The 26,248-nt window shown below is 67.5% G+C and carries 24 protein-coding genes; 8 read left to right on the top strand and 16 right to left on the bottom strand.

Features of this window, described 5'->3' with window-relative positions; genetic code table 11:
* Nucleotides 1-12: 12 nt before the first annotated feature.
* From AACH00_RS11325 to AACH00_RS11315, 3 genes are read right to left on the bottom strand one after another with little or no spacing between them, the layout of a single operon-like run.
* Complete coding sequence (locus AACH00_RS11325) at nt 13-969, bottom strand: alpha-E domain-containing protein (protein ID WP_341399245.1); 957 nt, start codon at nt 967-969, stop codon at nt 13-15.
* 16 nt (nt 970-985) lie between these two features.
* Nucleotides 986-2,419, bottom strand: coding sequence for a circularly permuted type 2 ATP-grasp protein (locus tag AACH00_RS11320; protein ID WP_341399244.1), 1,434 nt, complete (start codon nt 2,417-2,419; stop codon nt 986-988).
* Nucleotides 2,419-4,917 (bottom strand): DNA internalization-related competence protein ComEC/Rec2, encoded by a 2,499-nt coding sequence (locus tag AACH00_RS11315; RefSeq protein ID WP_341399243.1) that lies wholly within the window; start codon nt 4,915-4,917, stop codon nt 2,419-2,421. The genes AACH00_RS11320 and AACH00_RS11315 overlap by 1 nt, the downstream gene beginning before the upstream one ends.
* Nucleotides 4,918-4,966: 49 nt before the next feature.
* Between AACH00_RS11315 and AACH00_RS11310 the strand changes: the two genes are divergently transcribed.
* Nucleotides 4,967-5,428 (top strand): RidA family protein, encoded by a 462-nt coding sequence (locus AACH00_RS11310; RefSeq protein ID WP_341399242.1) that lies wholly within the window; start codon nt 4,967-4,969, stop codon nt 5,426-5,428.
* A complete protein-coding gene (locus AACH00_RS11305; protein ID WP_341399241.1) occupies nt 5,425-5,910 on the top strand; it encodes a disulfide bond formation protein B in 486 nt (161 codons plus the stop codon). Before AACH00_RS11310 ends, AACH00_RS11305 begins: the two co-directional genes overlap by 4 nt.
* Before the next feature lie 91 nt (nt 5,911-6,001).
* Here the strand turns inward: AACH00_RS11305 and parC are convergent, their stop codons facing one another.
* The 3 genes from parC to AACH00_RS11290 are packed head-to-tail and all read right to left on the bottom strand — an operon-like array spanning nt 6,002 to nt 11,109.
* The gene (gene parC, locus AACH00_RS11300; protein ID WP_341399240.1) at nt 6,002-8,326 is read right to left on the bottom strand and encodes a DNA topoisomerase IV subunit A; all 2,325 of its coding nucleotides are present in this window, start codon (nt 8,324-8,326) and stop codon (nt 6,002-6,004) included.
* A 28-nt stretch (nt 8,327-8,354) separates the two neighbouring features.
* Nucleotides 8,355-9,119, bottom strand: coding sequence for a lytic transglycosylase domain-containing protein (locus AACH00_RS11295; RefSeq protein ID WP_341399239.1), 765 nt, complete (start codon nt 9,117-9,119; stop codon nt 8,355-8,357).
* 4 nt (nt 9,120-9,123) lie between these two features.
* Nucleotides 9,124-11,109, bottom strand: a complete 1,986-nt coding sequence (locus AACH00_RS11290; protein WP_341399238.1) for a DNA topoisomerase IV subunit B — start codon at nt 11,107-11,109, stop codon at nt 9,124-9,126.
* Between the two features lie 178 nt (nt 11,110-11,287).
* Between AACH00_RS11290 and AACH00_RS11285 the strand changes: the two genes are divergently transcribed.
* Genes AACH00_RS11285 through bamC form a run of 5 tightly spaced genes read left to right on the top strand, consistent with a single transcriptional unit; the run spans nt 11,288 to nt 15,443 of the window.
* Nucleotides 11,288-12,505, top strand: a complete 1,218-nt coding sequence (locus AACH00_RS11285; RefSeq protein ID WP_341399237.1) for an MFS transporter — start codon at nt 11,288-11,290, stop codon at nt 12,503-12,505.
* Nucleotides 12,506-12,540: 35 nt separating this feature from the next.
* On the top strand, nt 12,541-12,726 hold the full coding sequence (locus tag AACH00_RS11280; RefSeq protein ID WP_341399236.1) for a hypothetical protein: 186 nt from the start codon (nt 12,541-12,543) through the stop codon (nt 12,724-12,726).
* Nucleotides 12,727-13,320: a class I SAM-dependent methyltransferase gene (locus AACH00_RS11275; protein ID WP_341399235.1), complete on the top strand. Its 594-nt coding sequence runs from the start codon at nt 12,727-12,729 to the stop codon at nt 13,318-13,320.
* A gap of 25 nt (nt 13,321-13,345) precedes the next feature.
* The gene (gene dapA, locus AACH00_RS11270; RefSeq protein WP_341399234.1) at nt 13,346-14,227 is read left to right on the top strand and encodes a 4-hydroxy-tetrahydrodipicolinate synthase; all 882 of its coding nucleotides are present in this window, start codon (nt 13,346-13,348) and stop codon (nt 14,225-14,227) included.
* 58 nt (nt 14,228-14,285) lie between these two features.
* Entirely contained in the window at nt 14,286-15,443 is a 1,158-nt protein-coding gene (gene bamC / locus AACH00_RS11265) for an outer membrane protein assembly factor BamC (RefSeq protein WP_341399233.1), read from the top strand.
* A gap of 212 nt (nt 15,444-15,655) precedes the next feature.
* Here the strand turns inward: bamC and AACH00_RS11260 are convergent, their stop codons facing one another.
* The 3 genes from AACH00_RS11260 to AACH00_RS11250 form a co-directional block, all read right to left on the bottom strand.
* Nucleotides 15,656-15,871: a hypothetical protein gene (locus AACH00_RS11260; RefSeq protein WP_341399232.1), complete on the bottom strand. Its 216-nt coding sequence runs from the start codon at nt 15,869-15,871 to the stop codon at nt 15,656-15,658.
* A 148-nt stretch (nt 15,872-16,019) separates the two neighbouring features.
* Nucleotides 16,020-16,457, bottom strand: coding sequence for a DUF7931 domain-containing protein (locus AACH00_RS11255; protein ID WP_341399231.1), 438 nt, complete (start codon nt 16,455-16,457; stop codon nt 16,020-16,022).
* Nucleotides 16,458-16,527: 70 nt separating this feature from the next.
* Nucleotides 16,528-17,658, bottom strand: a complete 1,131-nt coding sequence (locus AACH00_RS11250) for a JmjC domain-containing protein (protein WP_341399230.1) — start codon at nt 17,656-17,658, stop codon at nt 16,528-16,530.
* A 38-nt stretch (nt 17,659-17,696) separates the two neighbouring features.
* On the opposite strand from AACH00_RS11250, the gene AACH00_RS11245 reads away from it, so the two are divergent.
* Entirely contained in the window at nt 17,697-18,218 is a 522-nt protein-coding gene (locus tag AACH00_RS11245) for an FKBP-type peptidyl-prolyl cis-trans isomerase (RefSeq protein WP_341399229.1), read from the top strand.
* A 62-nt stretch (nt 18,219-18,280) separates the two neighbouring features.
* Here the strand turns inward: AACH00_RS11245 and dut are convergent, their stop codons facing one another.
* The 7 genes from dut to AACH00_RS11210 form a co-directional block, all read right to left on the bottom strand.
* On the bottom strand, nt 18,281-18,730 hold the full coding sequence (gene dut, locus AACH00_RS11240; protein ID WP_341399228.1) for a dUTP diphosphatase: 450 nt from the start codon (nt 18,728-18,730) through the stop codon (nt 18,281-18,283).
* Between the two features lie 20 nt (nt 18,731-18,750).
* Nucleotides 18,751-19,959, bottom strand: coding sequence for a bifunctional phosphopantothenoylcysteine decarboxylase/phosphopantothenate--cysteine ligase CoaBC (gene coaBC / locus AACH00_RS11235; RefSeq protein ID WP_341399227.1), 1,209 nt, complete (start codon nt 19,957-19,959; stop codon nt 18,751-18,753).
* A 54-nt stretch (nt 19,960-20,013) separates the two neighbouring features.
* Nucleotides 20,014-20,787, bottom strand: a complete 774-nt coding sequence (locus tag AACH00_RS11230) for a UPF0149 family protein (protein WP_341399226.1) — start codon at nt 20,785-20,787, stop codon at nt 20,014-20,016.
* Nucleotides 20,788-20,845: 58 nt separating this feature from the next.
* Nucleotides 20,846-21,430: a GNAT family N-acetyltransferase gene (locus tag AACH00_RS11225; RefSeq protein ID WP_341399225.1), complete on the bottom strand. Its 585-nt coding sequence runs from the start codon at nt 21,428-21,430 to the stop codon at nt 20,846-20,848.
* Nucleotides 21,431-21,784: 354 nt separating this feature from the next.
* Nucleotides 21,785-22,996, bottom strand: a complete 1,212-nt coding sequence (locus AACH00_RS11220) for a lipocalin-like domain-containing protein (protein ID WP_341399224.1) — start codon at nt 22,994-22,996, stop codon at nt 21,785-21,787.
* Complete coding sequence (locus AACH00_RS11215; RefSeq protein ID WP_341399223.1) at nt 22,996-25,545, bottom strand: FtsX-like permease family protein; 2,550 nt, start codon at nt 25,543-25,545, stop codon at nt 22,996-22,998. Before AACH00_RS11215 ends, AACH00_RS11220 begins: the two co-directional genes overlap by 1 nt.
* The gene (locus tag AACH00_RS11210; protein ID WP_341399459.1) at nt 25,545-26,222 is read right to left on the bottom strand and encodes an ABC transporter ATP-binding protein; all 678 of its coding nucleotides are present in this window, start codon (nt 26,220-26,222) and stop codon (nt 25,545-25,547) included. Before AACH00_RS11210 ends, AACH00_RS11215 begins: the two co-directional genes overlap by 1 nt.
* Between the last annotated feature and the right edge of the window lie 26 nt (nt 26,223-26,248).

Raw genomic sequence — 26,248 nt, 5'->3', positions numbered from 1 at the left:
TGGTCAACAGGCTCAGGACGCCGGCACGAGGAAGTCGCGGCTGATGCCTGCCCCGAGGTCGCCGACACGGTCCAGAAACTGGGTCAGGTAGGCATGCAGCCCCGTCGCCAGGATTTCGTCGATGCGGGCGTAATCCAGATCAGCTCGCAGGCGGCCCGCCATGCGCTGGGTGTTGGACGACTGCTCGTTGGCCACCAGACGCAGGTTGCCGTGCACCTTGCTGATGCAGTGCGCCAGCGAACGCGGCATGTCCGGCCGCAGGATCAGCAGCTCGGCCACCTTGTCCGGCTGGATGACGTTGCGGTAGACCTTGCGGTAGATCTCGAAGCCCGAGACCGAGCGCAGGATGGCCGACCAGTGATAGAAGTCGTACTCGGCATCCCGCTCGCTGGCGGCACCGTAGAAATCACTTTCCACCGCATGGAACTTCACGTCCAACAAGCGGGCCGTGTTGTCGGCGCGCTCGAGGAAGGAGCCAATGCGGATGAAGTGGAAGGCTTCGTCCTGCAGCATCGTGCCCACGGTCACGCCCCGCGACAGGTGCGAGCGGAACTTCACCCATTCGAAGAACGCCGAAGGATCACGCGCCAGCAGGCCGTCAGCCAGCAGGCGGTTGAACTCCAGCCAGGTCTGGTTGGTGGTTTCCCAGACTTCGGTGGTGAGCGTGCCGCGCACGGCGCGCGCGTTTTCACGGGCTGCGCGCAGGCAGCACAGGATGGACGACGGATTGCGCTCATCGCGCACCATGAAGTCGAGCACCTGGCGGGCACTGACCGCGCCGTAGCGGGCCTGGTAATCCTGCGTCAGCTCGGAAATCGACAGCAGCCCGCGCCAGCCAAGCTCAGCCACCGCGGCGGATTGCGGCAGCAGGTCGGTCTGGACATTCACGTCCAGCATGCGGGCGGTGTTCTCGGCCCGCTCCATGTAGCGGGCCATCCAGAACAAGTGGTCGGCGGTTCTTGACAGCATCGTTGAGCTTCCCATCTCAGTCTTCCAGCACCCAGGTGTCCTTGGTGCCGCCTCCCTGGCTGCTGTTGACGACCAGCGAGCCTTCCTTCAAGGCCACGCGCGTGAGGCCACCGGGCACCATCTGCACCTCGGCACCTGACAGCACGAAGGGCCGCAGATCGATGTGGCGCGGCGCAATGCCGGATTCCACGAACGTCGGGCAGGTGGACAGGCTCAGCGTCGGCTGGGCGATGTAGTTGCTCGGGTTGGCGATCAGGTATTCGCGGAAGTCGGCGATCTCCTGTTTCGTGGCCGCCGGGCCAACCAGCATGCCGTAGCCGCCGGCGCCGTGCACTTCCTTCACGACCAGCTCCGACAGGTTGTCGAGCACGTACTTGAGGTCTTCCGGATCACGGCAGAGGTGGGTCGGCACGTTGTTCAGGATCGGCTTTTCACCGAGGTAGAACTCGACCATCTTCGGCACGTACGGATAGATCGACTTGTCGTCGGCGATGCCGGTGCCGATGCCGTTGGACAAGGTGACGTTGCCGGCCTTGTACGCGGCCACCAGACCCGCGCAACCCAGGGTGGAATCCTTGCGGAACACGGTGGGGTCGAGGAAGTCATCGTCGAGGCGACGGTAGATCACGTCGACGCGCTTCGGGCCCTGCGTGGTGCGCATGAAGACGAAGTTGTCCTTGACGAACAAGTCCTGGCCTTCAACCAGTTCGACGCCCATCTGCTGCGCCAGGAACGCATGCTCGAAGTACGCCGAGTTGTACATGCCCGGCGTGAGCACCACCACGGTGGGCTCGTTCACGCCGCCCGGGGCCACGCTGCGCAGGGTTTCCAGCAGCAGGTCGGGGTAGTGCGCCACGGGGGCCACACGGTGTTCGGCGAACAGGTCGGGGAAGAGCCGCATCATCATCTTGCGGTTCTCCAGCATGTAGCTCACGCCGCTGGGCACCCGCAGGTTGTCTTCCAGCACGTAGTAGCTGCCGCTGCCGTCGGTGTTGGCTGCGCGAACGATGTCGACGCCGGCGATGTGGGAGTAGATGTTGCGCGGCACGTCCACGCCCATCATCTCGGGCCGGAACTGCGCGTTGTTGATGATCTGCTCACGCGGAACGATGCCTGCCTTGAGGATCTCCTGGTCGTGATAGATGTCGTGGATGAACCGGTTCAGCGCCGTGACGCGCTGGGCCAGGCCCTTTTCCATGTCGCGCCATTCATGCGCCGGAATGACCCGCGGTATCAGGTCAAACGGAATCAGGCGTTCGGTGCCTTCCCCGGAATCCTTGTCGCCATACACCGCGAAGGTGATGCCGACACGGCGGAAGATCATCTCCGCCTCATCGCGCCGCGCTCGCATCATGTCGCGCGGTTGCTGGGCCAGCCAGCGGTCATAGGTGCGGTAGTGCTCGCGCACATCTGCGCCTGAAGCGTGCATCTCGTCGAAGCTAGGTCTCATCAGCGGGTCTCCTGCCAGTCCACTGCAGCAACTTCCGCACCAGCTCCGAGAAAACCCTGCAAGGGCTGCCAGTGCCAGTAGCGGCGCCGCACATCACGAGTGCATGATGCACCCGTTTCGCGCCATACCCAGCCTCCACACTCATCAGTTCGCACCACGGTGAAGCGCAATGCTTCAAGTCGGGTCATCACCGCCGGGTGTGGATGGCCAAAGCGGTTTCTATAGCCTAGCTGAAGCACCGACCATTTCGGCGAGACGGCGTCAAGGAATTCAGGTGTGGACGAGGTGCGGCTGCCGTGGTGTGGCACGAGCAACACATCGCTGTGCAGTGCAGTGCCGTACTGCACCACGAGCGCATGCTCCTGCGGCGCCTCGATGTCGCCGGTCAGCAGCGCGCTGAAGCCGTTGGCGGCCGTGACGCGCAGCACGCAACTGATGGCATTGGGATGCCTGTCGGCCCGGTCGGCGCCGGGCGGCGGGTGCAGCACTTCGAACTCGACACCATCCCACTGCCAGCGCTGACCGGCTGCGCAGTCTTCATGCGGCAGGCCGCGCTGACGCAGCGCGTGTGAAGCCGTCAGCGTGGTGCGCATCCGGTGCGTAAGCATCTGATTCAGCACCGACGCCGCGCCGCCCACATGGTCGGTATCGCGATGGGACAACGTCAACTCGTCCAGCGCAGCCACACCCAGCCCGCGCAGCAGCGGCAGCAGGATGCGCTGACCCGCATCACTGTCAGCCCCCTGCAGCGGACCGGTGTCGTGCAGCAAGGCGTGGTGGCGGGTGCGCACCAGCACGGCACTGCCCTGCCCCACGTCAGCCGCGATCAACTCGAACTGGCCCTCATGCGGCATCCGTACGGCAGGATGAATCAGAGGCACCAACAGGGGCACCGCCAGCAGCCGCCAACGCCACGGCAATCGCATCAACATCAAGCCACTGCTCAGCACGGCCGCGCCTTGGGCCCACACAGGCGCCACAGGCACTACCGCCACCACCCAGGGCCAGATCGTGAGCCAGTGCAGCCAGGCATTCAGGGGCCCGACAAACCAGGCCGCCAGTTGCCAGCAAGGCGACCACACCAGGCCCGCCAGCGACAGCGGCATCACGACAAAACTCACCAGCGGCACCGCCACCAGATTGGCCAGCAGCCCCACCAGGCTGACCTGCTGGAAGATGAGGATGCCCAACGGTGCCAGGCCCAGCGTGGCCACCCACTGCGCATGCAGGCCCGCCCGCAGGGCCTGTCTTGCTCGTGGCCAGACACCTTCAGGCGCCGGCTCGCGACGCTCGCTGTCATCACCCGACAGCATCAACAAGGACACCGCCGCAAACGACAACCAGAACCCCGCCTGCAACAAGGCCCAGGGGTCGAGCCCGGCCACCACAGCCGCCGTCACCAGCAACACCAGCGTGGGCGGCCAATGCACACCGCCCTGCCGGAACACCGCCACCAGCAGCAACATGCCCACCGTGCGTTGGGCTGGCACACCCCAACCCGCCAGCAATGAGTAGCCCGTGGCCGCCAGCACCCCCGCCCAACGGCCCGCCCAGACCGCCGGCCAGCGGTGGCACAGCCCCGCACTGCGCCGCCACGCCCAGCCCACGGCGCCCGCGGCCAGCCAGGCGAACAAGGTGATGTGGATGCCGCTGATGCTGACCAGGTGCGCGATGCCGGTCTGCCGGTAGATGTCCCAGTGCGGCGCGTCGATGGCCGACTGATCGCCCACCGCGAGCGCCGCCAGCAGCCCGGCCATGGCAGGCGGCCCGGCCTGGGTCAGCAGCCGATCACGCAGACGCTGGCGCCAGGCATCCAGTTGATCACCCGGATGCCACCAGCGGGCGCGGGCCAGCAACACGGGGTCGGTCGGGGCGCCCGTACGCACACCGCCACTGGCGCCAATGCCCTGCTCGAACATCCACAGCTCGGCATCAAAACCGACCGGGTTCAAGCTGCCATGCGGACGCTTCAGGCGGACGGGCCAGCGCCACACATCACCGGCCTGCACAGCGGGCGGCACCGGGGCGATGACCGCATCGTCGCGCGTCGACACCGACCAGCTGAGCGACACGGTGCCGGGCAGTTGCTTGTCCTCTCGACAGGCCCCATCAGCACCGCAACGGCCCAGCACCGCCACCTGAAAACGCACGCCTTGCGCATCCGGTTGGGGCAAACCGCTGACGCGGCCCCACAGCACCAGATCCTGCCCTTCGAGCGAAGCAGGCAAGCGATCCGCCAAACGCCAGGCGGCCCGCACATCAGCCTGCAACCAGCCCAGCAGCAGCAAGGCCGCGAACACCAGCACCGCGCTGGCGGCAGGCTGCCTGCGCCACCACCATGCCGAAGCCAGGGCGAAGACGGCCAGCAAGCCCGCTGCCAACCAGGGCGCGCCGGGGCGCACCTCCGCCTGCTGCAGTTGCAGCGCCATGCCGGCCAGCCAGAACAGCGCCATGCCGGCCACCACCCATCCCTGGGCCCAACTGCGCGTGCCGTGCATGCCCCAGTGTAGGATGCCCGACCTTGTATTTTTTCATCGGAGTATCCCCATGTCTGTCGCTGCACGCCTGAAGGCTCTGGGCATCGAGTTGCCTCCCGTGGCCATCCCGGCCGCCGCATACGTGCCGTTCGTCCAGACGGGTCAGCTGGTGTTCCTGTCTGGCCACATCGCCAAGAAGGACGGCAAGCCCTGGGTCGGTCAGCTCGGCCTGACGACCACCACGGAAGAAGGCAAGGCCGCCGCCCGCGCCATCGCCATCGACCTGATGGGCACGCTGCAAGCCGCCGTGGGCGACCTGGACCGCATCACCCGCATCGTCAAGGTGATGAGCCTGGTCAACAGCACCGCCACCTTCACTGAGCAGCACCTGGTCACCAATGGCTGCTCCGAGCTGCTGGGCGAGGTGTTTGGCCCGACGGTGGGCGCCCATGCGCGCTCGGCATTCGGCGTGGCCCAGATCCCGATGGGCGCCTGCGTCGAGATCGAGCTGATCGCCGAAGTCGCCGCATGATGTCGCGGCAGGATCGTCGTTGGCCGCTGTGGGCCGTGGGCGCCGCGTGTTTTGGCGCCGTGGGGGCCGCGCTGGTCTCCCAGTACCACTTCGACATGCTGCCCTGCCCGTGGTGCACGCTGCAACGGCTGATCTTCCTGGTGGTGGGCGCGCTGGCCTGGCTGGCGGCGCTGCTGCCGCGCGGCACCGCGCGTCGCGCGCTGGCCGCGCTGGCCACCTTGTTCGCAGCCAGCGGGGTGGCGAGTGCGCTGTGGCAACACTTCGTGGCCGCCTCCAGCAACTCCTGCAACCTGACGCTGGCGGACCGCATCCTGTCAGCACTGGGTCTGTTTGACCTGGCACCGTCGGTGTTCGCGCCGATGGCGTCTTGCGCCGATGCGGCCGTGAACCTGCTGGGCGTGCCCTACGCCTTCTGGAGCCTGGCGTTGTTCGTGCTGTGCGGCGCGGTCACCGCAGCCGTGGCGGTGCGCAAGCAGCGCTGAAGCACATCAAGGCGCCCGCACACCCAGACAGGTGTTCAGCGGGCGCCGGGCAGGCGCCATTTTCGCCGCGGCCCAACCGCGGCGAGCGCCATCAGCCCGCGATGACCCGGGCGACCTTCAGCACACCCTCGACCTTGACGCCCTTGCGTGCCCGCTTGCCCTGGTGAGCGGCAAAGCCCGAGGCCTTGACGTGCTCGTCGCGCTCCTTGCCACCACGGCCGGTGCCCAGCACGCGCACGCTGTCGGCGCAGCTGGCCACCGAGATCAGCGGATCCTTGGCATCGACATCCATCAGCGTCAGGCCACGGCCGCCGTTGCTTTGCAGCTTCAGCTCATTGAGCGGGAACACCAGCATGCGGCCGCCCATCGCCAGGCAAGCGACATGCGTGTGCGCAGGCAGCACCGTCACCGGTGGCAGCAGCTTGTCCTCGGCGTCCAGCGTGAGGAAGCTCTTGCCCGCCTTCTGGCGGCTGGCCAGGTCGGTCATGCGCGCCAGCAGGCCGAAACCGCCGGTATTGGCCAGCAGCAGCAATTGCTCGGCAGGCCCGGCGGCGTAGTGCGCCACGCTGCTGCCCGCTTCCAGGTCGATCAGGCTGGTGATGGGCACGCCATCTCCGCGCCCGCCCGGCAACTGCGACACCGCGATGTTGTAGACCCGGCCGGTGGAGCCGAACACATACAGCGTGTCAACGCTGCGGCAAGAGAAGGTGCCGTAGAGCCCGTCACCCGCCTTGAAGGCCAGGCCGTTGGCATCGACCTCGTGGCCCTTGAGCGCCCGGGCCCAGCCCTTCAGGCTGACCACGACCGTCACCGGCTCATCCACGATGCGCACCTCGGCCACCGCGCGCTTTTCAGCCTGGATCAGCGTGCGGCGCTCGTCGCCATGTTGCTTGGCATCGGCCTCGATTTCCTTGATCAGCGTGCGCTTCAGGGCGGCCGGGCTGCCCAGGATTTCTTCCAGCTTGCCCTGCTCTACCCGCAGCTCGGACAACTCCTGCTCGATCTTGATCGCCTCCAACCTGGCCAGTTGGCGCAAGCGGATTTCGAGGATGTCTTCGGCCTGGCGGTCGCTCAGGCGGAAGCGGTCGATCAGCGCCGGCTTCGGCTCGTCCGCATTGCGGATGATGCGGATGACCTCGTCGATGTTGAGCAGCACCAGCTGCCGACCTTCCAGCACGTGGATGCGGTCGAGCACCTTGTTCAGGCGGTGCTGGGTGCGGCGCTGCACGGTGGTCTGCCGGAAGGCGATCCACTCGTTGAACATCTGGCGCAGGCTCTTCTGCGTCGGGCGGCCATCGCCGCCCACCATCGTCAGGTTGATGGGCGCGCTCGTTTCCAGGCTGGTATGCGCCAGCAGGGTGGTGATGAGGTCTTGCTGCTCGACGCTGCGGCTCTTGGGCTCGAAGACCAGGCGCACGGGCGCGTCCTTGCTCGACTCGTCACGCACGGTGTCGAGCACCGCCAGCACGGCGGCCTTGAGCTGCGTCTGCTCCGAGGTGAGCGCCTTCTTGCCCGACTTCACCTTCGGGTTCGTCAGCTCCTCGATCTCTTCGAGCACCTTCTGCGAGCTGCAACCAGGCGGCAATTCATTCACCACCAGCTGCCACTGGCCGCGCGCCAGCTCTTCGATCTTCCAGCGCGCACGCACCTTCAGGCTGCCGCGACCGGTGCGGTAGGCCTCCTGAATGTCGGTGGCGCTGGAGATGATCTGGCCGCCACCCGGGTAATCGGGGCCCGGCACGAGCTGGTAGAGCTCGTCATCAGTCAGCGCGTCGTTGCGAATGAGGGCGATGGCGGCGGTGGCCACCTCGCGCAGGTTGTGGCTCGGAATTTCCGTGGCCAGGCCCACCGCGATGCCGGAGGCACCGTTCAGCAGGACGAACGGCAGGCGGGCCGGCAGCTGGCGCGGCTCTTCGAACGAGCCGTCGTAGTTGGGGATGAAATCCACCGTGCCTTCGTCGAGCTCATCGAGCAGCAGGCGGGCAATGGGGGCCAGGCGCGCTTCGGTGTACCGCATCGCGGCGGCACCATCACCATCGCGGCTGCCGAAGTTGCCCTGGCCGTCGATCAGCGGGTAGCGCAGCGCGAAGTCCTGGGCCATGCGCACCATGGCGTCATAGGCCGCCGTGTCACCGTGCGGGTGGAACTTGCCCAGCACGTCGCCCACCACGCGGGCGCTCTTGACGGGCTTGGGCGCGCCGCCCGAGCCGCCGAACGACAGGCCCATGCGCTGCATCGAATACAGGATGCGCCGCTGCACCGGCTTGGCCCCGTCGCAGACATCGGGCAGCGCCCGGCCCTTCACCACGCTCAGGGCGTATTCCAGGTAGGCACGCTCGGCGTAATGCGCCAGCGTGATGCGGTTGGGGTCGCTGCCGCCATCGGAGGAAGCGAAAGAAAGAGGCGTCTGTTCCATGGGCATAGGTCAAGGCCGGGGCGCGCGCTCAGCGCAGGGCCACCGGCTGTAGGGGGTCCGAAGGGACCAGGTTCATGTCTTTGGCCTGGCGGTGCTGGCGTTGCTGCAGCAGGGCCCAGTACAGCTCGAGCACGAGATGCACATGGGCCTGGGTTTCGGCGATTGCAGGCACCTTGCCACCGGCGCGGCGCACCTTGCCTTCGCCGGCATTCCAGGCGGCCAGCGCGACATCTACGCCGCCGAGTCGTCGGTCAAGGTCAGCCAGCATCCGAGCGCCGGCCATGATGTTGCTGCGCGGGTCACGCAGGCGCTCATCCACCGGCCGTGCCGTGCGTTCGGCCTTGGTGGCGTAGCGGTCGGCGGTGTCCGGCATGATCTGCATCAGACCCACCGCGCCGCGCGGCGACACCAGGTCGCGTTTGAAGCCTGATTCGACCGCGATGATGGCCTGCAGCAGCTCCAGGTCCACGCCGGTCGCGCGCTCGGCATCACGCAGCCAGGGCTGCACTGCCTTCACCTCCGGAGCGAACTCAAGCCATGTCAGCAGGCTGCTGCGCACCATGGTCTTGCCCGGCACGCGGCCGACCTCATCATGGTTCGCACGCAGGACCGGCGCATAACGGCTGTCCAGCGCCGAAGACGCAAAGTGCGCCATGCCGGCGCCGTCCACATAGCCGAACAGGCGCGGCTGTGCACCGGCCGCGGGTGCGGTCTGGGCATGCCCCGGCGCGCACCACAAGGGCAGCACGCACAGCGCCGCCGTACACACCCCACGCAAGGTACTGCTCAGCATGGGCTCAGACGTCGATCTCGACGGAGTCGCCGTGCAACTCCATGAGGTCGCGACGGGCCTGGGCCTCGCCCTTGCCCATCAGCTTGCTCATCGACTCCACGGTGGCCGCGAAATCCAGATCACCGTAATCGATCTGGAGCAGGCGTCGGGTGTCCGGGTTCAGCGTGGTGTCCCACAACTGCTCGGCACTCATTTCACCCAGGCCCTTGAAGCGGCTGATGCTCCAGGAGTTGTCGCGTGCGCCTTCCTTGCGCAGCTTGTCGAGTGCGGCGTCAAGCTCGCCCTCGTCCAGGGCATACATCTTGGCCGCAGGCTTCTTGCCACGCGCTGCCGCGTCCACCCGGAACAGCGGCGGCTTGGCCACGTACACATGGCCAGTCTCGATCAGCTTCGGGAAGTGGCGGAAGAACAGCGTCAGCAGCAGCACCTGGATGTGCGAGCCGTCAACGTCAGCATCCGACAGGATGCAGACCTTGCCGTAGCGCAGGCCCGACAGATCCGGCTGGTCGTTCGGGCCGTGCGGATCAACGCCGATGGCCACCGAGATGTCATGGATCTCGTTGTTCTTGAAGAGCAGGTCCCGCTCAACTTCCCAGGCATTCAGCACCTTGCCACGCAGCGGCAGGATGGCCTGGGTTTCCTTGTTGCGGCCCATCTTGGCCGAGCCACCGGCGGAGTCACCCTCCACCAGGAAAAGTTCGTTGTGCAGCAGGTCGCGGCTCTCGCAATCGGTGAGCTTGCCGGGCAGCACGGCCACGCCGGAGCCCTTGCGCTTCTCGACCTTCTGGCTGGCCCGCTGGCGGGTTTGGGCCTGCTTGATGACCAGCTCGGCCAGCTTCTTGCCGTGGTCCACATGCTGACTCAGCCACAGCTCAAGTGCCGGCTTGACGAAGGCCGACACCAGGCGCAGCGCATCACGACTATTCAGCCGCTCCTTAGTCTGGCCCTGGAACTGCGGGTCGAGCACCTTGGTAGAGAGCACGAAGCTGGCGCGCGAGAACACGTCTTCCGGCATCAGCTTCACGCCCTTGGGCAGCAGCGAATGCAGATCTATGAAGCCCTTGATGGCGCCGAACAGGCCGTCCTTCAGGCCGGCCTCGTGGGTGCCGCCGGCCACGGTCGGGATCAGGTTCACGTAGCTTTCGCGCAGCAACGTGCCTTCTTCGGTGAAGGCCACGCACCAGGCGGCGCCTTCGCCCTCGGCAAAGGTCTCCTCGTCGCCCTTGCCGGCGTAATGCTCGCCCTCGAACAGCGGAATCATCGGCTCGGCGGGCAGGGACTGCTGGAGGTAGTCGCGCAGGCCGCCCTTGTAGGTCCAGGTCTGAACCTCGTTCGCCTTTTCGTTCGTCAGGGTGACGATCACCCCGGGCATCAGCACGGCCTTGCTGCGCAGCAGGTGCATCAGCTCGCCCTTGGGCAGCTCGACGCTCTCGAAGTACTTGCCGTCCGGCCAGACACGCACGGAGGTGCCGTGCTTGCGCTCACCGCCGGTGGCGGGGCGGATCTGCAGCGGCTCGATCACGTCACCGCCAGAGAACGTCAGCGCCGCGGCCTTGCCCTCCCGCCAGACACTGACCTGCAGCCGAGTTGCCAGCGCGTTCGTCACGCTGACGCCCACGCCGTGCAGGCCGCCCGAGAAGCTGTAAGCGCCGCCCGTGCCCTTGTCGAACTTGCCACCGGCATGCAGCCGCGTGTAGACGATCTCGATGACCGGCACCTGCTCTTCCGGATGGAGGCCGAAGGGAATGCCGCGGCCGTCGTCGTCCACGCTGATCGAGCCGTCGGTGTGCAGCGTCACGGCGATGCGCTTGCCGTGGCCCGCCAGGGCTTCGTCGGCCGCGTTGTCGATGACTTCCTGGATGATGTGCAGCGGGTTGTCGGTGCGGGTGTACATGCCCGGCCGCTGCTTGACGGGCTCGAGGCCCTTCAGGACACGGATGGAGGCTTCGCCATAAACAGGCTCGGCAGCAGAGTTGGAACGGGTAGCCATGGCGCGGGATTGTAGGGAGGGGGCGGAAGGGGCAAGCGCGAAACAAGCCCTTGCGACGGGCGTTTCATGCCTACCGGCCCTGAAACTGTTGTTTTATACAGTCTAGCCGATAGCGCCAGCTCCGACTGCACCAACGCCCATGCTGGTGATGTTCAAACCCGATACAGTCTGTGCCCACATGCAAGCCACCACTCCCGCCCGGACCACGCTGTCCATGACTCAGGTGCTGATCTGCGGCGCCTTCATCGTCACGCTCTCGATGGGCATCCGGCACGGGTTTGGCCTGTGGCTGCAACCGATCACGATGGACCGCGGCTGGACCCGCGAGACCTTCGCCTTCGCGCTGGCCGTTCAGAACATCGCCTGGGGTGTGGCAGGCCCGTTCGCCGGCATGCTGGCCGATCGCTTCGGCGCTTACCGTGTGCTGGTGGTGGGGGCGCTGCTGTATTCGGTCGGGCTGGTGATCATGGCGCTGGCCACCTCGGGGGCGGCGTTCACCGGCGGCACCGGTCTGATTCTGGGCATGGCGCAATCGGGCACCACGTATGCGGTGGTTTACGGCGTCATCGGGCGCAATGTGGCGGCTGACAAGCGCTCGTGGGCCATGGGCGTCGCCGCGGCGGCGGGCTCGTTCGGTCAGTTCCTGATGGTGCCGGTCGAAAACTGGCTGATCGGCCACTGGGGCTGGCAGAACGCGTTGTTCGTGCTCGCCTGCGCCGCCCTGGCCATCATGCCGCTGGCGCTGGGCCTGCGTGAACCGGCCCAGGCCGCGGCCACCGGCCCGCGCCAGAGCATCGGCTCGGCCCTCCGGGAAGCCATGGCCACGCCGAGCTTCCGCTGGCTGATGGCCGGCTACTTCGTGTGCGGCTTCCAGGTGGTGTTCATCGGCGTGCACATGCCGAGCTACCTGAAAGATCATGGCATGAGCCCGGAGGTGGCCACCTACGCGCTGTCGCTGATAGGTCTGTTCAATGTGTTTGGCACCTACACCGCCGGCAGCCTGGGGCAGCGCATGGCCAAGCGCTACATCCTGTCGGCCATTTACCTCGGCCGCGCCATCGCGATCGCCGTGTTCCTGGCCGTGCCGCTGACGCCCACCAGCGTGTATGTGTTTGCGTCGGTAATGGGCTTTTTGTGGCTGTCCACCGTGCCGCCCACCAACGCCATCGTCGCGCAGATCTTCGGCGTGCAATACATGTCGATGCTCGGGGGCATCGTGTTCTTCAGCCACCAGGTCGGCTCGTTCCTGGGCGTCTGGCTGGGTGGGCGCCTGTACGACGCCACGGGCAGCTACGACATCGTCTGGTACATCTCGATTGCCCTTGGCGTGTTTGCGGCGCTGGCCAACATGCCGGTGCGTGAAACGCCGCTGCAGCGCCAGCCGCTGCCGGCCTGATACCAAGCACCGCACTTCCCGAAAAGCCAAGCGCCATGTCCATGCGGCCACACGAAGAGCCCGCTGCCCGTTCGCCAACCCGCCGTCGCACTGTGCGGCGCGCGGTGTTGAAGTCCGCGGCCTGGCTCGCCACCGGCACGGCGCTAGCCCTCGTTTTTCTGGCCTACCAGAGCCCGCACGTGGCGGTGGATCTGGCCAACCGCGTCTGGAGTTGTTTCTGAATGAATGCCCACGGTGATGGCACCCCGTCCGACTGGATCACCCGTTGGACACCCCGGCTGGACACCGCGACCGACGCGCCCCGTACCGCACTGGATCTGGCCTGCGGCCGTGGCCGCCACAGCCGCTGGCTGCAGCAGGCGGGCTGGCAGGTCACCGCGCTGGACCGCGACGCCGAGGCCCTGAGCCACCTGCCCACCGAGTGCGAGCAGCTTTGCGCCGACATCGAAGGCGGGCCCTGGCCGCTGGAAGGCCGGCAGTTCGGGCTGGTGGTGGTCACCAACTACCTTTGGCGCCCCTTGTGGCCGCAGTTGATGAGTGCCGTCGCGCCCGGTGGCTGGCTGCTGTATGAAACCTTCAGCGCCGGCAATGCCAGCGTCGGCCGCCCTGCCCGCCCCGACTTTCTGCTGGAGCCGGGTGAATTGCTGACCCGCTGTGCGGCTTGGCAGGTGCTGGGCTACGAGTGCGGTTACCTCGATGCACCGGCCCGTTTCGTCCAGCGCATCGCGGCACGCCGGCCCCTGGAAAGTCTCTCGCCTGAAAGCGCCGCGCCTGTGCGCAACGCCCTGCCGGAATGGCCCTCCGGCCGTGGCTAAAATCAGGCATCTTCAAGGAACCCTGATGAAACCGATTGTTGGCAGCATCGTGGCGCTCGTGACGCCCATGCACGAAGACGGCAGCGTTGATTACGAAACGCTCAAGGCCCTGATTGACTGGCACATCGCCGAAGGCACCGACACCATCTGCGTCGTCGGCACCACGGGTGAGTCGGCCACGGTGAACGTCGAAGAGCACTGCGAGATCATCCGCGTGGCCGTGGCCCATGCCGCTGGCCGCGTGCCCATCATGGCCGGCGCTGGTGCCAACAGCACCGCCGAAGCCATCGAGCTCTCGAAGTTCGCCAAGCGGGTGGGCGCTGACTGCACGCTGCAGGTGGTTCCGTACTACAACAAGCCGTCGCAGGAAGGCATGTACCAGCACTTCAAGGCGATTGCCGAAGCGGTGGACATTCCCGTCATGCTCTACAACGTGCCCGGCCGCACCGTGGCCGATATGCAGCACGAGACGGTCATCCGACTGGCCAGCGTGCCCGGCATCTTCGGCATCAAGGAAGCAACCGGCAACATCGAGCGTGCGGCCTGGCTGATCAAGCATGCACCCAAGGGCTTCTCGGTGTTTTCGGGTGATGACGGCACCGCTGTCACCCTGATGCTGCTGGGCGGCCACGGCAACGTGAGCGTCACTGCCAACATCGCGCCACGCCGCATGAGCGAGCTGTGCAAGGCCGCCATGGCCGGCGATGTGAAGACCGCCCGCGACATCCACTTCGGCCTGCTGCCGCTGCACCGCCACCTTTTCTGCGAGAACAGCCCGGCTCCGGCCAAGTGGGCGCTCTCGCAGATGGGCCGCTGCAACAACGTGCTGCGGTTGCCCCTGACGCGTCTGAGCGAATCCGGCCAGGCTCTGGTCGGCGGCGCTTTACGCGACTGTGGTCTGATCTGATCTTCTCACCACCCACGGGTGTGCGGTTACCATCGCGCACCCTATGGAGATGCACCAAGTGAAAGCTGTTTTCGCGTCCACGCCCGTTCGTGGCGCCATTCTGGCCCTCAGCCTCGCGCTGGGCGGCTGCTCCACCCTGGAAAGCGCCCTTGGTGGCGACAACAAGATTGACTACCGCAACGGCGGCGCGCGCAAGACCAATGCGCTGGAAGTGCCGCCCGACCTGACGCCGCTGGCGCGCGACGGCCGTTATGGCCCGCAAGCCGGCACCATCAGCGCCTCCACGCTGAACCAGCCGCGCTCTGGCCCGGCCGTGGCCGCCGCACCGACCGTGGCCTTGCAGCAGCTGCAGGACATGCGCATCGAGCGCCAGGGCACCCAGCGCTGGCTGGTCAGCCAGAGCACGCCGGAAGCGCTGTGGCCCAAGGTGCGTGAGTTCTGGCTGGACGCCGGCTTCACGTTCGCCGTCGACAACGCCGCCGCTGGCGTGCTGGAAACCGACTGGGCGGAAAACCGCGCCAAGCTGCCGAACGACCTGATCCGCAACACCCTGGGCAAGCTGGTCGACGGCCTGTACTCCACCGGCACGCGCGACAAGTACCGCATCCGAATCGAGCGCGCTGGCAAGGGCACCGAGATCTTCATCGCGCACCGCGGCCTCGAAGAGGTCTACGTGGGCAAGGACCGCGACAGCACCACCACCTGGGCTGCAGCGCCGTCTGATCCTGCGCTCGAATCGGAAATGCTTACCCGCCTGATGATCAGCCTGGGCGCACCGAAGGAAGCAGCAGCCAAGGCCGTGAGCAGCGCAACCGCGACCCCTGCCACCGGCGCAGCAGCCAACGCCAAGGCGCGTGTGGTGGCCGGCGAAGCTGCAGCCACGCTGCAAGTGGACGACAACGCAGAGCGCGCATGGCGTCGCGTGGGCCTGGCCATGGACCGCAGCGGCTTCACGGTGGAAGACCGTGACCGCGCCGCCGGCACCTACGCCGTTCGCTACGTTGATGCCAAGGAAGCCGCCAAGGAAGCCAGCTTCTTCGGCAAGCTGTTTGGCGCCCGTGACCCGGCCGCTGACGCCCTGAGCCGCCACCGCATCGTGGTGAAGGCCGACGGCAACTTCACCCGCGTGCAAGTGCTGACGATGACGGGCGAGCCTGATAACGGCGCCAATGCCCAGCGCATCGTGACACTGCTGGCAGAAGAGCTGAAATACTGATCCTGCGCAGCCAACGCATAAAACAAAAGCCACCTTCGGGTGGCTTTTTTCTTGGCAGCGTCAGCGGCAATGCAGGCATCCAATGCAACTCAACGGATGCGAATGGCTTGGAAATAACTGCGGCAGGCGTTGGCCATGAAGCGTGACGCCCAAAAGCAAAAAGCCACCCGAAGGTGGCTTTTTGTTGCTGACTCGCTTGCGCGAGCCGCTACTTACTTCGAAGCAGCGGAAGCAGCGGCGTCAACCACGGCCGAAGCGGCAGCGGTCACAGCCGAAGCGGCTTCGGCGGTAGCCGAGGCAGCCGAAGCAGCAGCTTCAACAGCAGGAGCAGCAGCGGAAGCAGCGGCAGCAGCAGCTTCTTCCTTCTTGCCGCAAGCAGACAGAGCAGCAGCAGCAACCAGGGCGGCCAGCAGGAAAGACTTGTTCATGGGTATCCTCGAAACTAAAGGGTCGAACAAAATTACCGGTAATTCTGGAAGCACGCTGTTCGTGCGCGCCTCCTCCTCGAGTAAGACCAGGAAAGCTCGAGTCCATCCTGTGCCTAGCCAAACATTATATACGATCTAGGTGACTTCCCTAGAGACCGAGCACGCTCACGGAAAACGTGTCAGATGACCGTTGCAAGATGGCAGCAATCTGTTCTCTTGCGTGATGGACATCTTGTTTGTCGGCGGTGATTCGGGCACGCGGGTGCACCACATCCAGCACCTTCAACAGGCAGGCCCGGTCCGCCAGCATGGCGCGCGGCAAATCGGCGCCCGCGGTTTCGTCGGGGCGCTTGCAACTCAGCACGTGGCCGAAGGTCTGGCGCCACCGCACCCACCTGGGGCTGCTGCGCCGCAGCGGCTCGAAGTCATGGCTGATGCAGTGGAGATGCACACCCGGGCGGCGCGCCCAACGGGTGAGCGCCTCCAGCACTTCGCTGTCGTCCAGCGGCCACTGATCAAAGTCGGGGGCGATCCACCACATCTCGCGGCAGCCCTGCGCGCACGCGGCGAGCACGAACGCGCGCATGGCGGCCTGCACCTCCGGCCAGCCTTCGAGGCGCCCTTCGGGCGGCCAGGAAGGCAAGGCTTGCGGCTGATCAGGCGTCGCTGCGGAGCCAACCATCGCAGGCCCAGTCGTTGAGCAGCTCGCGGGCACCAACGCTGAATTGCCCCAACGACTTGGCCGACAGCATGCGCTCGTCGGCCAGCTGACGCAGCAGGCGGGCATCCTTGCCGCCAGCGCGGAAGGACTCGCCATTGATGAAGACATGATGATCGTCGTACATCATGCGGCTGCGGTCATCGAGGCGCACACCGGCACCGTCCGGCAACACATCACCGCCCTCGAACCACACCGTGGCCTTGGGCTCGGTCAGCGATTCGCCCAGCGCGCAGGCCAGGCTGCGGGCGTCGTTCAGAGCGTCGATCACGGCCTTGGCCGCGAAGGTCTGCATTGCCTCGGGAATGCGGCCCGGCGTGGCCGTGGCGCTGCCGGCCGGGTCGCGGTAATGCGGCTCGGTGGGGTCGGTTTCCAGCGCGTCGATCATGCGTTGCAGCACGCCACGGGCCATGTCAGTGGGCGTGGGCGTGCGGAAGCCGATGGAGCAGGTCATGCAATCACCGCCCACTGCAACGCCGTCGTGGCCCCAGCGTGGCGGCACGTACAGCATGTCGCCTGGCTCCAGCACCCATTCTTCGGTCGGCTCGAAATTGGCCAGGATGCGCACAGGCAGGCCCTCGACGAGGGTGTCGTCCTTCACCGGCCCGCAGCGCCAGCGGCGCGTGCCACTGACCTGCAGCAGAAACACGTCATACGAATCGATGTGCGCGCCAACGCCACCGCCATCGCTGGCGTAGCTGATCATCAGGTCGTCCAGACGCGCCTCGGGCACGAAGCGGAAGCGGCTCAGCAGCTCGTGGGCAGCCGGCACATGCAGGTCCAGGCCTTGCACCAGCAGCGTCCAGCCGGCCTGCTTGGCCGACGGAATCTGGCGGCGGGTGAACGGGCCGTGCTTCAGGCGCCAGTCATTGGCGCCCTGCACCACCAGGCGGGATTCCACCTCATCGCGGCCAGCCAGCTCGAACAGGGCCGATCGATCGATCGGGGGCACCACGCCCGGCACAGCCTGCCGAATGACGACAGGCTTTTTTTGCCAGTAACGGCGCATGAATTGCTCGGGGGACAGGCCACCCAGCAGGGGCGTTTTCAGGGAAGGATCCATGCTCATGCGGCGGATTGTCGCCGGGCTTGTGCGATCATTTCATGATGGATATCACTTCACCCTGCGTGGTGACGCTGATCTGGACACTTTCGGATGCCCAGGGTCAGCTGATCGACGAACTCAAAGAACCGGTCGAATTCTTTTTCGGCGGTGGCGATCTGCTGCCCAAAGTGGAAGAGGCGCTGGCTGGCCAAAGCGCCGGCTTCGAGGCGCATTTGCACCTGGAGCCCGAAAACGCCTTCGGCGATTACGACGCAGACCTGCTCTGCTATGAATCGCGTGAGCTGTTCCCCGATGGCGTAGAGCCGGGCATGCAGTTTGAAGGCCTGCCCGACGGCGCCGCAACGCCCGACATGCCCGAAGACGCGCTCTACACCGTCACCGAGGTGTACCCGGAGCATGTGGTGCTCGACGGCAACCACCCGCTGGCCGGCATTGCACTGCGCATTGCGCTGAAGGTGCTGGAAGTCCGCGAGGCCACCGAGGCCGAAGTGGGCGCCGGCAGCGTCGGCGAGAACCCGCTGATGGTGCTGCAGGGCACGCCGCCCGGTGAGCCACTGCACTGATTCCGCTGAACGGCACCCCGGTGCCGCCACCACAACGCCCGCCGCCAGCGGGCGTTTTTCATTCAGCCCTTGCCGGTTGAGCCGAAGCCGCCCAGGCCGCGCTCGGAGGCGGCGAAGTCTTCCACCCGGCGGAAGCTGGCCTGCACCACCGGCACGATGATCATCTGGGCGATGCGCTCCATCGGCGCGATGGTGAACGCGGCGCTGCCGCGGTTCCAGCAGCTCACCATCAGCTGGCCCTGGTAGTCCGAGTCGATCAAGCCGACGAGATTGCCCAGCACGATGCCGTGCTTGTGGCCCAGGCCTGAGCGCGGCAGGATCATCGCGGCCAGGCCGGCATCACCGATGTGGATGGCCAGGCCCGTGGGCACCAGCACCGTCTGGCCCGGCGCCAGCTCCAGCGGCTCGTCCAGGCAGGCGCGCAAATCCAGGCCGGCGCTGCCGGGCGTGGCGTAGGCGGGCAGCTGGTCGGCCATGCGGGCGTCCAGCACTTTCACGTCAATCGTCGTCATCTCGAAATTCCTGCGTAGGCTCAGGGCGCCAGGCGGCGCGCCAGCTCGGCCACCAGGGCGCGAGCAAGGGTCAGTTTGTGGGCTTGTGGCAGCTCGGTGTGCCCCTGGTCATCCACCAGCATCAAGGCATTGGTGTCTTGCCCGAAGGTGGCCGGGCCGATGTTGGCCACCAGCAGCGGCACGTTCTTGCGCAGGCGCTTGGCCGTGGCGTGGCGCAGCAGGTCGTGGCTCTCGGCGGCAAAACCCACGCAATACGGCCGGTCGGGCAAGGCTGCCACCGCGGCCAGGATGTCCGGGTTCTCGACCAGAGCGAGGCTCGGCACCTGCCCGGTCCCGTCCTTCTTGATCTTTTCATCGGCCAGCTCGGCCGGGCGCCAATCGGCCACCGCCGCCGTGGCAATGAACACATCGTGCACGGTGGCCAGCGGCAGCACGGCGGCATGCATCTGCCGCGCGCTCTGCACATTGATGCGGTGCACATGACGCGGCGTCGGCAGATGCACCGGGCCGGCCACCAGCGTCACTTCGGCACCGGCTTCCTGGGCAGCGCGGGCAATCGCAAAGCCCATCTTGCCGCTGGAGTGGTTGGTGATGCCACGCACCGGATCAATGGCTTCGAAGGTCGGGCCGGCGGTGATCAACACGCGGCGGCCGCGCAGGCGCTTCGGCTGGAAGAAGCCGATGAGCTCATCACGCAGCTCGGCAGGCTCCAGCATGCGGCCGTCGCCGGTTTCACCGCAGGCCTGATCGCCCTGGGCCGGGCCGAGCACCGTCGTGCCGTCTTGACGCAGCTGCGCCACGTTGCGCTGGGTGGCCGGGTGGGCCCACATCTCGCGGTTCATGGCGGGCGCCACCAGCAGCGGCACCGTGTCGAAGGGACGCGCCAGGCAGGTCAGCGACAGCAGCTCATCAGCGCGACCCTGGGCCAGCTTGGCCATGAAGTCAGCGCTGGCGGGGGCGATGAGGATGGCGTCCGCCTCGCGGGAGACGTTGATGTGCGCCATGTTGTTCGGCGCACGCGCGTCCCACTGGCTGGTCCACACCGGCCGGCCCGACAGCGCCTGCAGGGTCACCGGCGTGATGAAAGCCTCGGCGGCCTCGGTCATCACCACCTGCACCGTGGCCCCCGCCTTGACCAGCTCGCGCACCAGATCGGCGGCCTTGTAGCAGGCGATACCGCCCGACAAGCCCAGCACGATGTGACGGCCCGACAGTTCCAGTTCAGTCATCAGTTTTGCCTTGTTGCTTGGCCGCCGATCAGGGCAGCACTGCCCTGATCGGGCTCACTGCATCTGGGCGCCGTGGCACTTCTTGAACTTCTTGCCACTGCCGCACGGGCAGGGGTCGTTGCGACCGGGCAGCTCGCCCACGCGGCGCTGCGGTGGCTTCGGTGCGTGGTCCAGCCAGTACAGGCGCATGTCCTGGGCGGCGTAGAGCGCTTCGTGGATCAGCTCTTCGCGCGTCAGCTCTTCGCCGTCGTACAGCTCGTCGAACACTTCCTTCAACTCGGCCGGCTCCATCGTCAGCGAGACGACGCGCAGCATGCACTCGTCGAACAGCTGGCCTTCTTCCGTTTCCAGGTCGGCGTCCGGCCAATCGTTCGGGAAGTCGTGGGTGGCGTCCATGAAGCCGATGGCCCAGACCTCGCCGGTCTGCTCCAGCAGGTGCAGCTCGTCTTCCTTGATGTGGCCATCAGCCACCAGCTGCTTCTTGTCGTCGTCCGACAGCTCGATCATCAGCGGCGCCAGGCGCAGCACATCAGCGTCGTCGAGGATCAGCTCCGGATCCAGCTGGTTGGCCAGCACCTCGAAGCGGCTGTCGATGACCTTGATGGCCTGCTCGGCATCGGCCGGATCGGCATAGGCACGGGCAAACACGCCCTGCCCCATCTTGGCGAGCCACTCATCGCGCTCGATGCGGCGCGGGCTGGCCACGATGGCCGTCAGGTAGCCATCGAGCCATTCGAGGGAAATGGCATCTTCGAAGCCAGCCAGACGCTGACAAACCTCGTCCAGGGCTTCGATCTCTTGTTCGGTACTCATGCGGGGCGCGGGCATCGCGAAACTCCAGCTTTTTTGACAGCCGGCAGTGTCGCACGCCCGGGCGCCCGCGTGCTCACCTTGCGCCGGGCCAGGCCGGCGGACGGGGGTGCAGCCGGGCCATGGCCAGCGCGTCCACGTACTCGCCGTCGCGCAGCGCAAAACCGCGGTGCCGGCCTTCCTCCACAAAACCGAACTTGCGGTACAGCGCAATCGCCGCGGCGTTGTCGACATACACCGTGAGCTCCAGCCGCAGCGCGCCGGTCCAGTCATCGGCATAGGCGCACAGGGCCTGCATCAATGCCGTGCCCACGCCTCGCCCCTGCCACGCCCGGCTCACCTGCATGCCCAGGCCCAGCACATGGCGCCTGCGCACGTGCGGCGCCACGCTGAACAGCGCGCCTGAGGCCACCACACGGCCATCCAGCTCCGCCACCAGATGCAGGTCGGCCTTGCCGGGCTGCGCCTGGTCGGTCAGGCGCTGGCGCCAGGCATCCACGTCGGGGTAAGGCAGTTGCAGCAGCGGCGCAAACACGCCGTGCTCGGCCATCATCTCGGCGAAGTCGGGGGCGTCAGACGGCCGGGCACGGCGCAGGGTCCAGATGGGGTTGGCGCCCGGCTCATTGCCAGGCTCAGCAGGACGAGGTTCAGGGGGCGTCACGTCGATCTCCGGATGTAAGGGTCAAGGTGCATCGCTGCACGAGGGAGGGCGGAAACGACACAGGCCCGCTGTCTGCAAGACATGCGGGCCTGTGGAGGGGAAAACGGTGTGGGGGTGCGGTGTGGGGTTCAGGCCCGCATGTGCAGTGGTGGCTGCATCAGATGCAATTGAACCTGTTGATGCAGCGCGCCGCACAGGCACCCAACCACGGCCGGGCGGGCGGTGGCTGCGGTTGCCGTGGTCGTGGTGCGGCGGGTTGCGAGCTGCTGAGGCATGCGTTGGAGTGTGCATGCCGGGGTGGGGGTGGTCAAGCGGCCGCTTGTGCTCGGCCACCACGCACGCACCCCACCCGCCTCACAAGTCAGGCCGATCAGCGTAGCCCGTCATCTCGAGGTAACCCAGGCCCACACGGCGGCCTTCGTCGCCCACCAGGGCGGTCAGGCCTTCCCAGTAGACGGTGCCGGTGCTGGCGCGGCTGTCCACTTCCTGCGCGTCGCTCAGGGCCAGCACCATGAAGCGACCGACCGGTGTGAACACCGTCCAGCGCACCGGGTAGCGGGCGCCGGTGCGCGGGCTGGTCCAGGTGGCACCGGGCTCGAAACGCACCTTGTCAGCCGGGAAGATGGTCAGTCGGCCTGAGGCGTCGCGCCAGCTGCCGCCGGCCCAGAAGGGTTTGGCCAGCGGGTCGGTGGTGCCACGACGGCGCAGCTGGAACAGCGTCAGCGCGGCGCCGTCGAACATGTTGATGCCCAGCCAGTCCCAGCCAGCGGCCTCGGGCGCCAGCACGCTGTCGCTCCATTCATGGTCGAGCCAGCCGGTGCCGCGCAAGGCCACCGCCGCGCCGCCCCGCTGGCTGACGCGGCCCTGCACCTGCAGCTGCGGCACGCTGTAGTAGTGGCTCGCGTGCTCATCACCCGGGCCCTTGCGCGAAAAGCCGGCCTGGCCCTGCAGCAGCAGGGGCTGGGTGGGCTTGGCGGTGAGGTCGAGCGTGAAGCCCGCGGCCGGCACCTCGATGCGGTAGCTGCCATCTTGCGCGTCGCGCGCCATGCGCCAGTCGCTGATGGCCACATCGGTGTCGCGCAGGCTGGCCCGCGCTGACGGTGTGGCGTCGATGCCGTTCCAGCGCGCCATGCGCTGGTCATGCGCATGGCTGGCAGGCACGCCGCGGGCACCGAGGTCGGTCAGCGCGGCATGGGCGAACAGCAGCTGTCGCGCCGCAAACCGACCGGGCACTTCTGCAGCCAGGTCGGTGCGCGAGCGGAAGAACGTGATCTGGAAGCCCCAGCGCGGGCTGGTGGTGGCCGGCGCGCCATCGGGCTGCAACTGGCCGGTGAGGTACCACCACTCGGTGCGGGCGCCGGGGTGGGCGCCGTGGTCGGATGGGAACTCCAGCTTGCGGCCGGGCTGAACGCGGTCCAGCGCCGGGTCACGGCGCGGCGTGCTCAACGGGGCGGGCACCGCCTGGGCATGAGCGGCCACAGGCATCAGTGCGCCGGTACCGCCCAGCGCCAGCAAATGCTGCAGCCAGGCTCGGCGGTGCGCATGGAATGGCGTGCGGCCGTTCATCACCAATGCTCCCGAACGGCGCGCACGGCGTCGGCATGCACGGCGCGGCGGGCCGTGAGCAGCGTGGTGCCCAGCCCCGCCAGCAGCACGGCGCCCAACAGGGCCGCCACCGGGCCGGGCGGCACCAGCAAAGGCATCGTCCAGTGGAAGCTCTGCGGGTTCACCACATGCACCAGCACCGCGCTGATGGCCAGGCCCAGCCCCAGGCCGACCAGCACGCCGGCGATCAGCCAACCGGCGGTTTCCAGCAGCACCAGGCGCATCACCTGGCTGCGCGTCAGCCCCAGGTGAGCCAGCAGGCCGAACTCACGCTGCCGGGACAGCACCTGCGCCGACAGACTCGCCGCCACACCGGCCAGGCCAATGGCAATGGCCACCACCTGCAGGTAGCGCGTCACGGCGAAGCTGCGATCAAAAATTTGCAAGGAGATGGCCTTGAGCTGCGCCGTGCTCGCAAAGGTCAACGCTTGCGGCGCGCCACCCAGCTCGGCCACAACGGCGCGAATGGCGGCCTGCAGCGGGGCCTGCGCCGCGCCGGGCTGCAGCCACAGCGCCATGTCGGTGAGTCGCTCATCACCGGTCAGCCGGCGGTAATCGGCCTCATCCAGCGTGACGCTGCCGAACTGGCGGGCGTAGTCGCGGTAGAAACCGCGCACAAAGAAGGTGACCGGCCCCGAGGGCAGCACCATCGTCAGCGGCTGGCCGGTGCGTGCGTTGTGCAGGCTCAGCATGGCCTCGCTGACAAACAGCCCGACCTGCCCGGCGGGCAGCGGCAAGGCCACGTCCACCAGCGGCAAGTGCTGCGACGGGTCATCACCCAAGTCGCGGGCCAGCACACTCACCTCAGGCTGGCGGGGCGACAGGCTGACCTGCAACTGCCGCATGCCGGCCACCCGGGCCACGCCGGGCACGCTGGCCAGACGCTGCGCGAGGCCGTCGGGGAAGGTCACATCGCCGCCCGCGCCCTGCCCGGCCCGCACGTACAAATCAGCCGGCAACACGGTGTCCAGCCAGGTGGTGACGGCCGAGCGGAAGCTGGCCACCATCACCGTCAAGGCCACGCACAGCGCCAGGCTGGCCACCACGCCTGCCAGCGCGGCCGTGGCCGTGCCCCGGTGGTGCCGCGCCCGTTGCAGCGCCAGCAACCACAGCGCATGGCGGGCCGGGCTGGCGCCACGCTGGCCCAGCAGCACACGCACCACCGCGGGCAGCAGGCTGATACCACCCACCAGCCAGGCGGCCACGGCGGCATAGGCGGCCACCGGCAAGCCTTCGATCGGCGGCAGCAAGGCCAGGCCCGCGCCGCCCAGCAGCATCAACAGGCCGGGCCACACTGGCGGCGCCTGACCGCCCTGCCCGCCCAGGCCCTTCAGCGCCATCGCAGGTGACAACCGCGCGGCCTGCGCCGCTGGCCAGGCCCCGCCCACCACCGAGGCCAGCAGCCCCAGGCCCACGCACAGCGCCGCCGCCGGCCACGACCACTGCAACTGCGGCGCAACGCCCGCGAAGTAGCCACCACCCAGGTCACCGGCCAGCAGGCGCAGTGCCGCCATCGCCATGCCCGTGCCCAGCGCCACGCCCAGCAGGCCTGCCAGCAAGCCCGTCACAGCGCATTCGGCCAGCACCAGGCCGCGCCGGCCGGCCGCACCCAGGCCCAGCACGCCCAGCAAGGCCAGGCCCGGCGTGCGCTGCGCCACCGCCAGCGACACCACCGAGAACACCAGAAAACCGCCCACCACCAGCGCCACCAGCGCCAGCACGCTGAGGTTCACCCGGTAAGCGCGTGAGAGGTTCGATACCCGCTGGTTGCCGTCGCCCGGCACCAGCCACTGCGCCCCGGGCGGCAGCTGGCCGGCCAGCGCGCGCTGCACCGACGCCGCATCTGCGCCGGCCTGCAGCCGCACATCCACGCGGTTGAGCTGGCCGGGCTGGCCCAGCATCGTCTGCGCCGCGGCGATGTCGACCACCAGAATGGGCCCGCCGCCTGCCGCCACCTGGCCCCCAGCCACCAATTGCCAGGGCTTGCCGCGGGCCAGCACTTGCCAATCGGCTGCTGCAGGGGTCGCATCAACCTGGCCGATCAGCCCCTGCAAGGCCGCATTCGCGAAGCCCAGCCGCGGGTCGAGCATCGCCAGGCGCCCGCTGCCCTTGGCGGGCTGCGGCATCAACTCCGGTGCCACGGCCATCACGCTCAATGCGTCCACGCCGATCACGCGCACCGGGTGGGTACGGCCGCCGGGCAGCAGCAGCACCGTGTCGGCATGCACGCGGGGCGATGCCACCGCCACGCCGGGCGTTGCGGCAAGGGTGTCCAGCCAGCTTTCGGGCAGGCCGGTGGCAGCGCCCTGCAAACTAAGGTCAGGCTCGCCGTTGGCTGAGCGCACCGCCGATGAAAACTCGGCCAGCGCGGAGCCGTTGATCAGGTGCACCGACAAGGCCAGCGCCACGCCCAGCGCCACGCTCAGCAGCGCCGCCAACTGGCGCCACGGATGGGCACGCCATTCAGCCAGGCTCAGGCGCCACAGGCGCAGGGCGTCCAGAGCCCGCATCAGGCCGGCAGGCAAGCTGGGGCAGCGGCGTCGGGCGCCTGCATGCCCGAGGCGGTGAGGGTCAGCACCCGATCAGCCCGGCTGGCCGCGCTGCGGGAGTGCGTCACCAGCAGGCAGGCAGCACCTTCCTGGCGGACCTGCTCTTGCAGCAAATCGAGAATTCGCGCGGCGGTGTCCGGGTCCAGATTGCCGCTGGGCTCGTCCGCCAGGATCAGCGGCGGGCGATGCACCAGCGCGCGCGCAATCGCCACCCGCTGCAACTGCCCGCCTGACAACTGCGCCGGCATGCGCCCGGCCAGGCTGCCCAGGCCGACGGCATCGAGCACCTGCTGCACGCGGGCGCCATCAGCGCGGCCTTGCAGCAGCAGCGGCAGGGCCACGTTGTCGGCCACGCTCAGGTGCGGCAACACATGGAAGGCCTGGAACACGAAGCCCAGCCGTTCACGGCGCAGCTTGGCCAGTTGGGGCTCAGCCAGCTCGCGCACGCTCATGCCGCTGAGCCACAGCTCACCGCTGTCGGGTTGATCCAGGCCGGCGATGCAGTTCAGCAGCGTCGATTTGCCCACGCCCGATTCACCGGTCAGCGCCACGAACTCACCGGGGTGAATCTGCAGGCTGACGTTGTCGAACACCACCTGCAGGTCGTAGGCCTTGCGCAGGCCGCGCAGGCGCAGCACGGGCGCCACGTCAGTCGCATCCACCG

Origin of the sequence: Ideonella margarita (assembly GCF_038066635.1) — a bacterium.
In the GTDB taxonomy this organism is placed as follows: Bacteria; Pseudomonadota; Gammaproteobacteria; order Burkholderiales; family Burkholderiaceae_C; genus Ideonella; species Ideonella margarita.
The sequence above is the reverse complement of the archived record's forward strand: the minus strand, read 5'-3'. Positions and strand labels throughout refer to the sequence as shown.

Bases quoted from the DNA above. Each gene is read 5' to 3' on its own strand.
- AACH00_RS11325 (WP_341399245.1), bottom strand. From the start codon at position 969: ATGCTGTCAAGAACCGCCGACCACTTGTTCTGGATGGCCCGCTACATG.
- AACH00_RS11320 (WP_341399244.1), bottom strand. From the start codon at position 2,419: ATGAGACCTAGCTTCGACGAGATGCACGCTTCAGGCGCAGATGTGCGC.
- AACH00_RS11315 (WP_341399243.1), bottom strand. From the start codon at position 4,917: ATGCACGGCACGCGCAGTTGGGCCCAGGGATGGGTGGTGGCCGGCATG.
- AACH00_RS11310 (WP_341399242.1), top strand. From the start codon at position 4,967: ATGTCTGTCGCTGCACGCCTGAAGGCTCTGGGCATCGAGTTGCCTCCC.
- AACH00_RS11305 (WP_341399241.1), top strand. From the start codon at position 5,425: ATGATGTCGCGGCAGGATCGTCGTTGGCCGCTGTGGGCCGTGGGCGCC.
- parC (WP_341399240.1), bottom strand. From the start codon at position 8,326: ATGGAACAGACGCCTCTTTCTTTCGCTTCCTCCGATGGCGGCAGCGAC.
- AACH00_RS11295 (WP_341399239.1), bottom strand. From the start codon at position 9,119: ATGCTGAGCAGTACCTTGCGTGGGGTGTGTACGGCGGCGCTGTGCGTG.
- AACH00_RS11290 (WP_341399238.1), bottom strand. From the start codon at position 11,109: ATGGCTACCCGTTCCAACTCTGCTGCCGAGCCTGTTTATGGCGAAGCC.
- AACH00_RS11285 (WP_341399237.1), top strand. From the start codon at position 11,288: ATGCAAGCCACCACTCCCGCCCGGACCACGCTGTCCATGACTCAGGTG.
- AACH00_RS11280 (WP_341399236.1), top strand. From the start codon at position 12,541: ATGTCCATGCGGCCACACGAAGAGCCCGCTGCCCGTTCGCCAACCCGC.
- AACH00_RS11275 (WP_341399235.1), top strand. From the start codon at position 12,727: ATGAATGCCCACGGTGATGGCACCCCGTCCGACTGGATCACCCGTTGG.
- dapA (WP_341399234.1), top strand. From the start codon at position 13,346: ATGAAACCGATTGTTGGCAGCATCGTGGCGCTCGTGACGCCCATGCAC.
- AACH00_RS11260 (WP_341399232.1), bottom strand. From the start codon at position 15,871: ATGAACAAGTCTTTCCTGCTGGCCGCCCTGGTTGCTGCTGCTGCTCTG.
- AACH00_RS11255 (WP_341399231.1), bottom strand. From the start codon at position 16,457: ATGCGCGCGTTCGTGCTCGCCGCGTGCGCGCAGGGCTGCCGCGAGATG.
- AACH00_RS11250 (WP_341399230.1), bottom strand. From the start codon at position 17,658: ATGAGCATGGATCCTTCCCTGAAAACGCCCCTGCTGGGTGGCCTGTCC.
- AACH00_RS11245 (WP_341399229.1), top strand. From the start codon at position 17,697: ATGGATATCACTTCACCCTGCGTGGTGACGCTGATCTGGACACTTTCG.
- dut (WP_341399228.1), bottom strand. From the start codon at position 18,730: ATGACGACGATTGACGTGAAAGTGCTGGACGCCCGCATGGCCGACCAG.
- coaBC (WP_341399227.1), bottom strand. From the start codon at position 19,959: ATGACTGAACTGGAACTGTCGGGCCGTCACATCGTGCTGGGCTTGTCG.
- AACH00_RS11230 (WP_341399226.1), bottom strand. From the start codon at position 20,787: ATGCCCGCGCCCCGCATGAGTACCGAACAAGAGATCGAAGCCCTGGAC.
- AACH00_RS11220 (WP_341399224.1), bottom strand. From the start codon at position 22,996: ATGAACGGCCGCACGCCATTCCATGCGCACCGCCGAGCCTGGCTGCAG.
- AACH00_RS11215 (WP_341399223.1), bottom strand. From the start codon at position 25,545: ATGCGGGCTCTGGACGCCCTGCGCCTGTGGCGCCTGAGCCTGGCTGAA.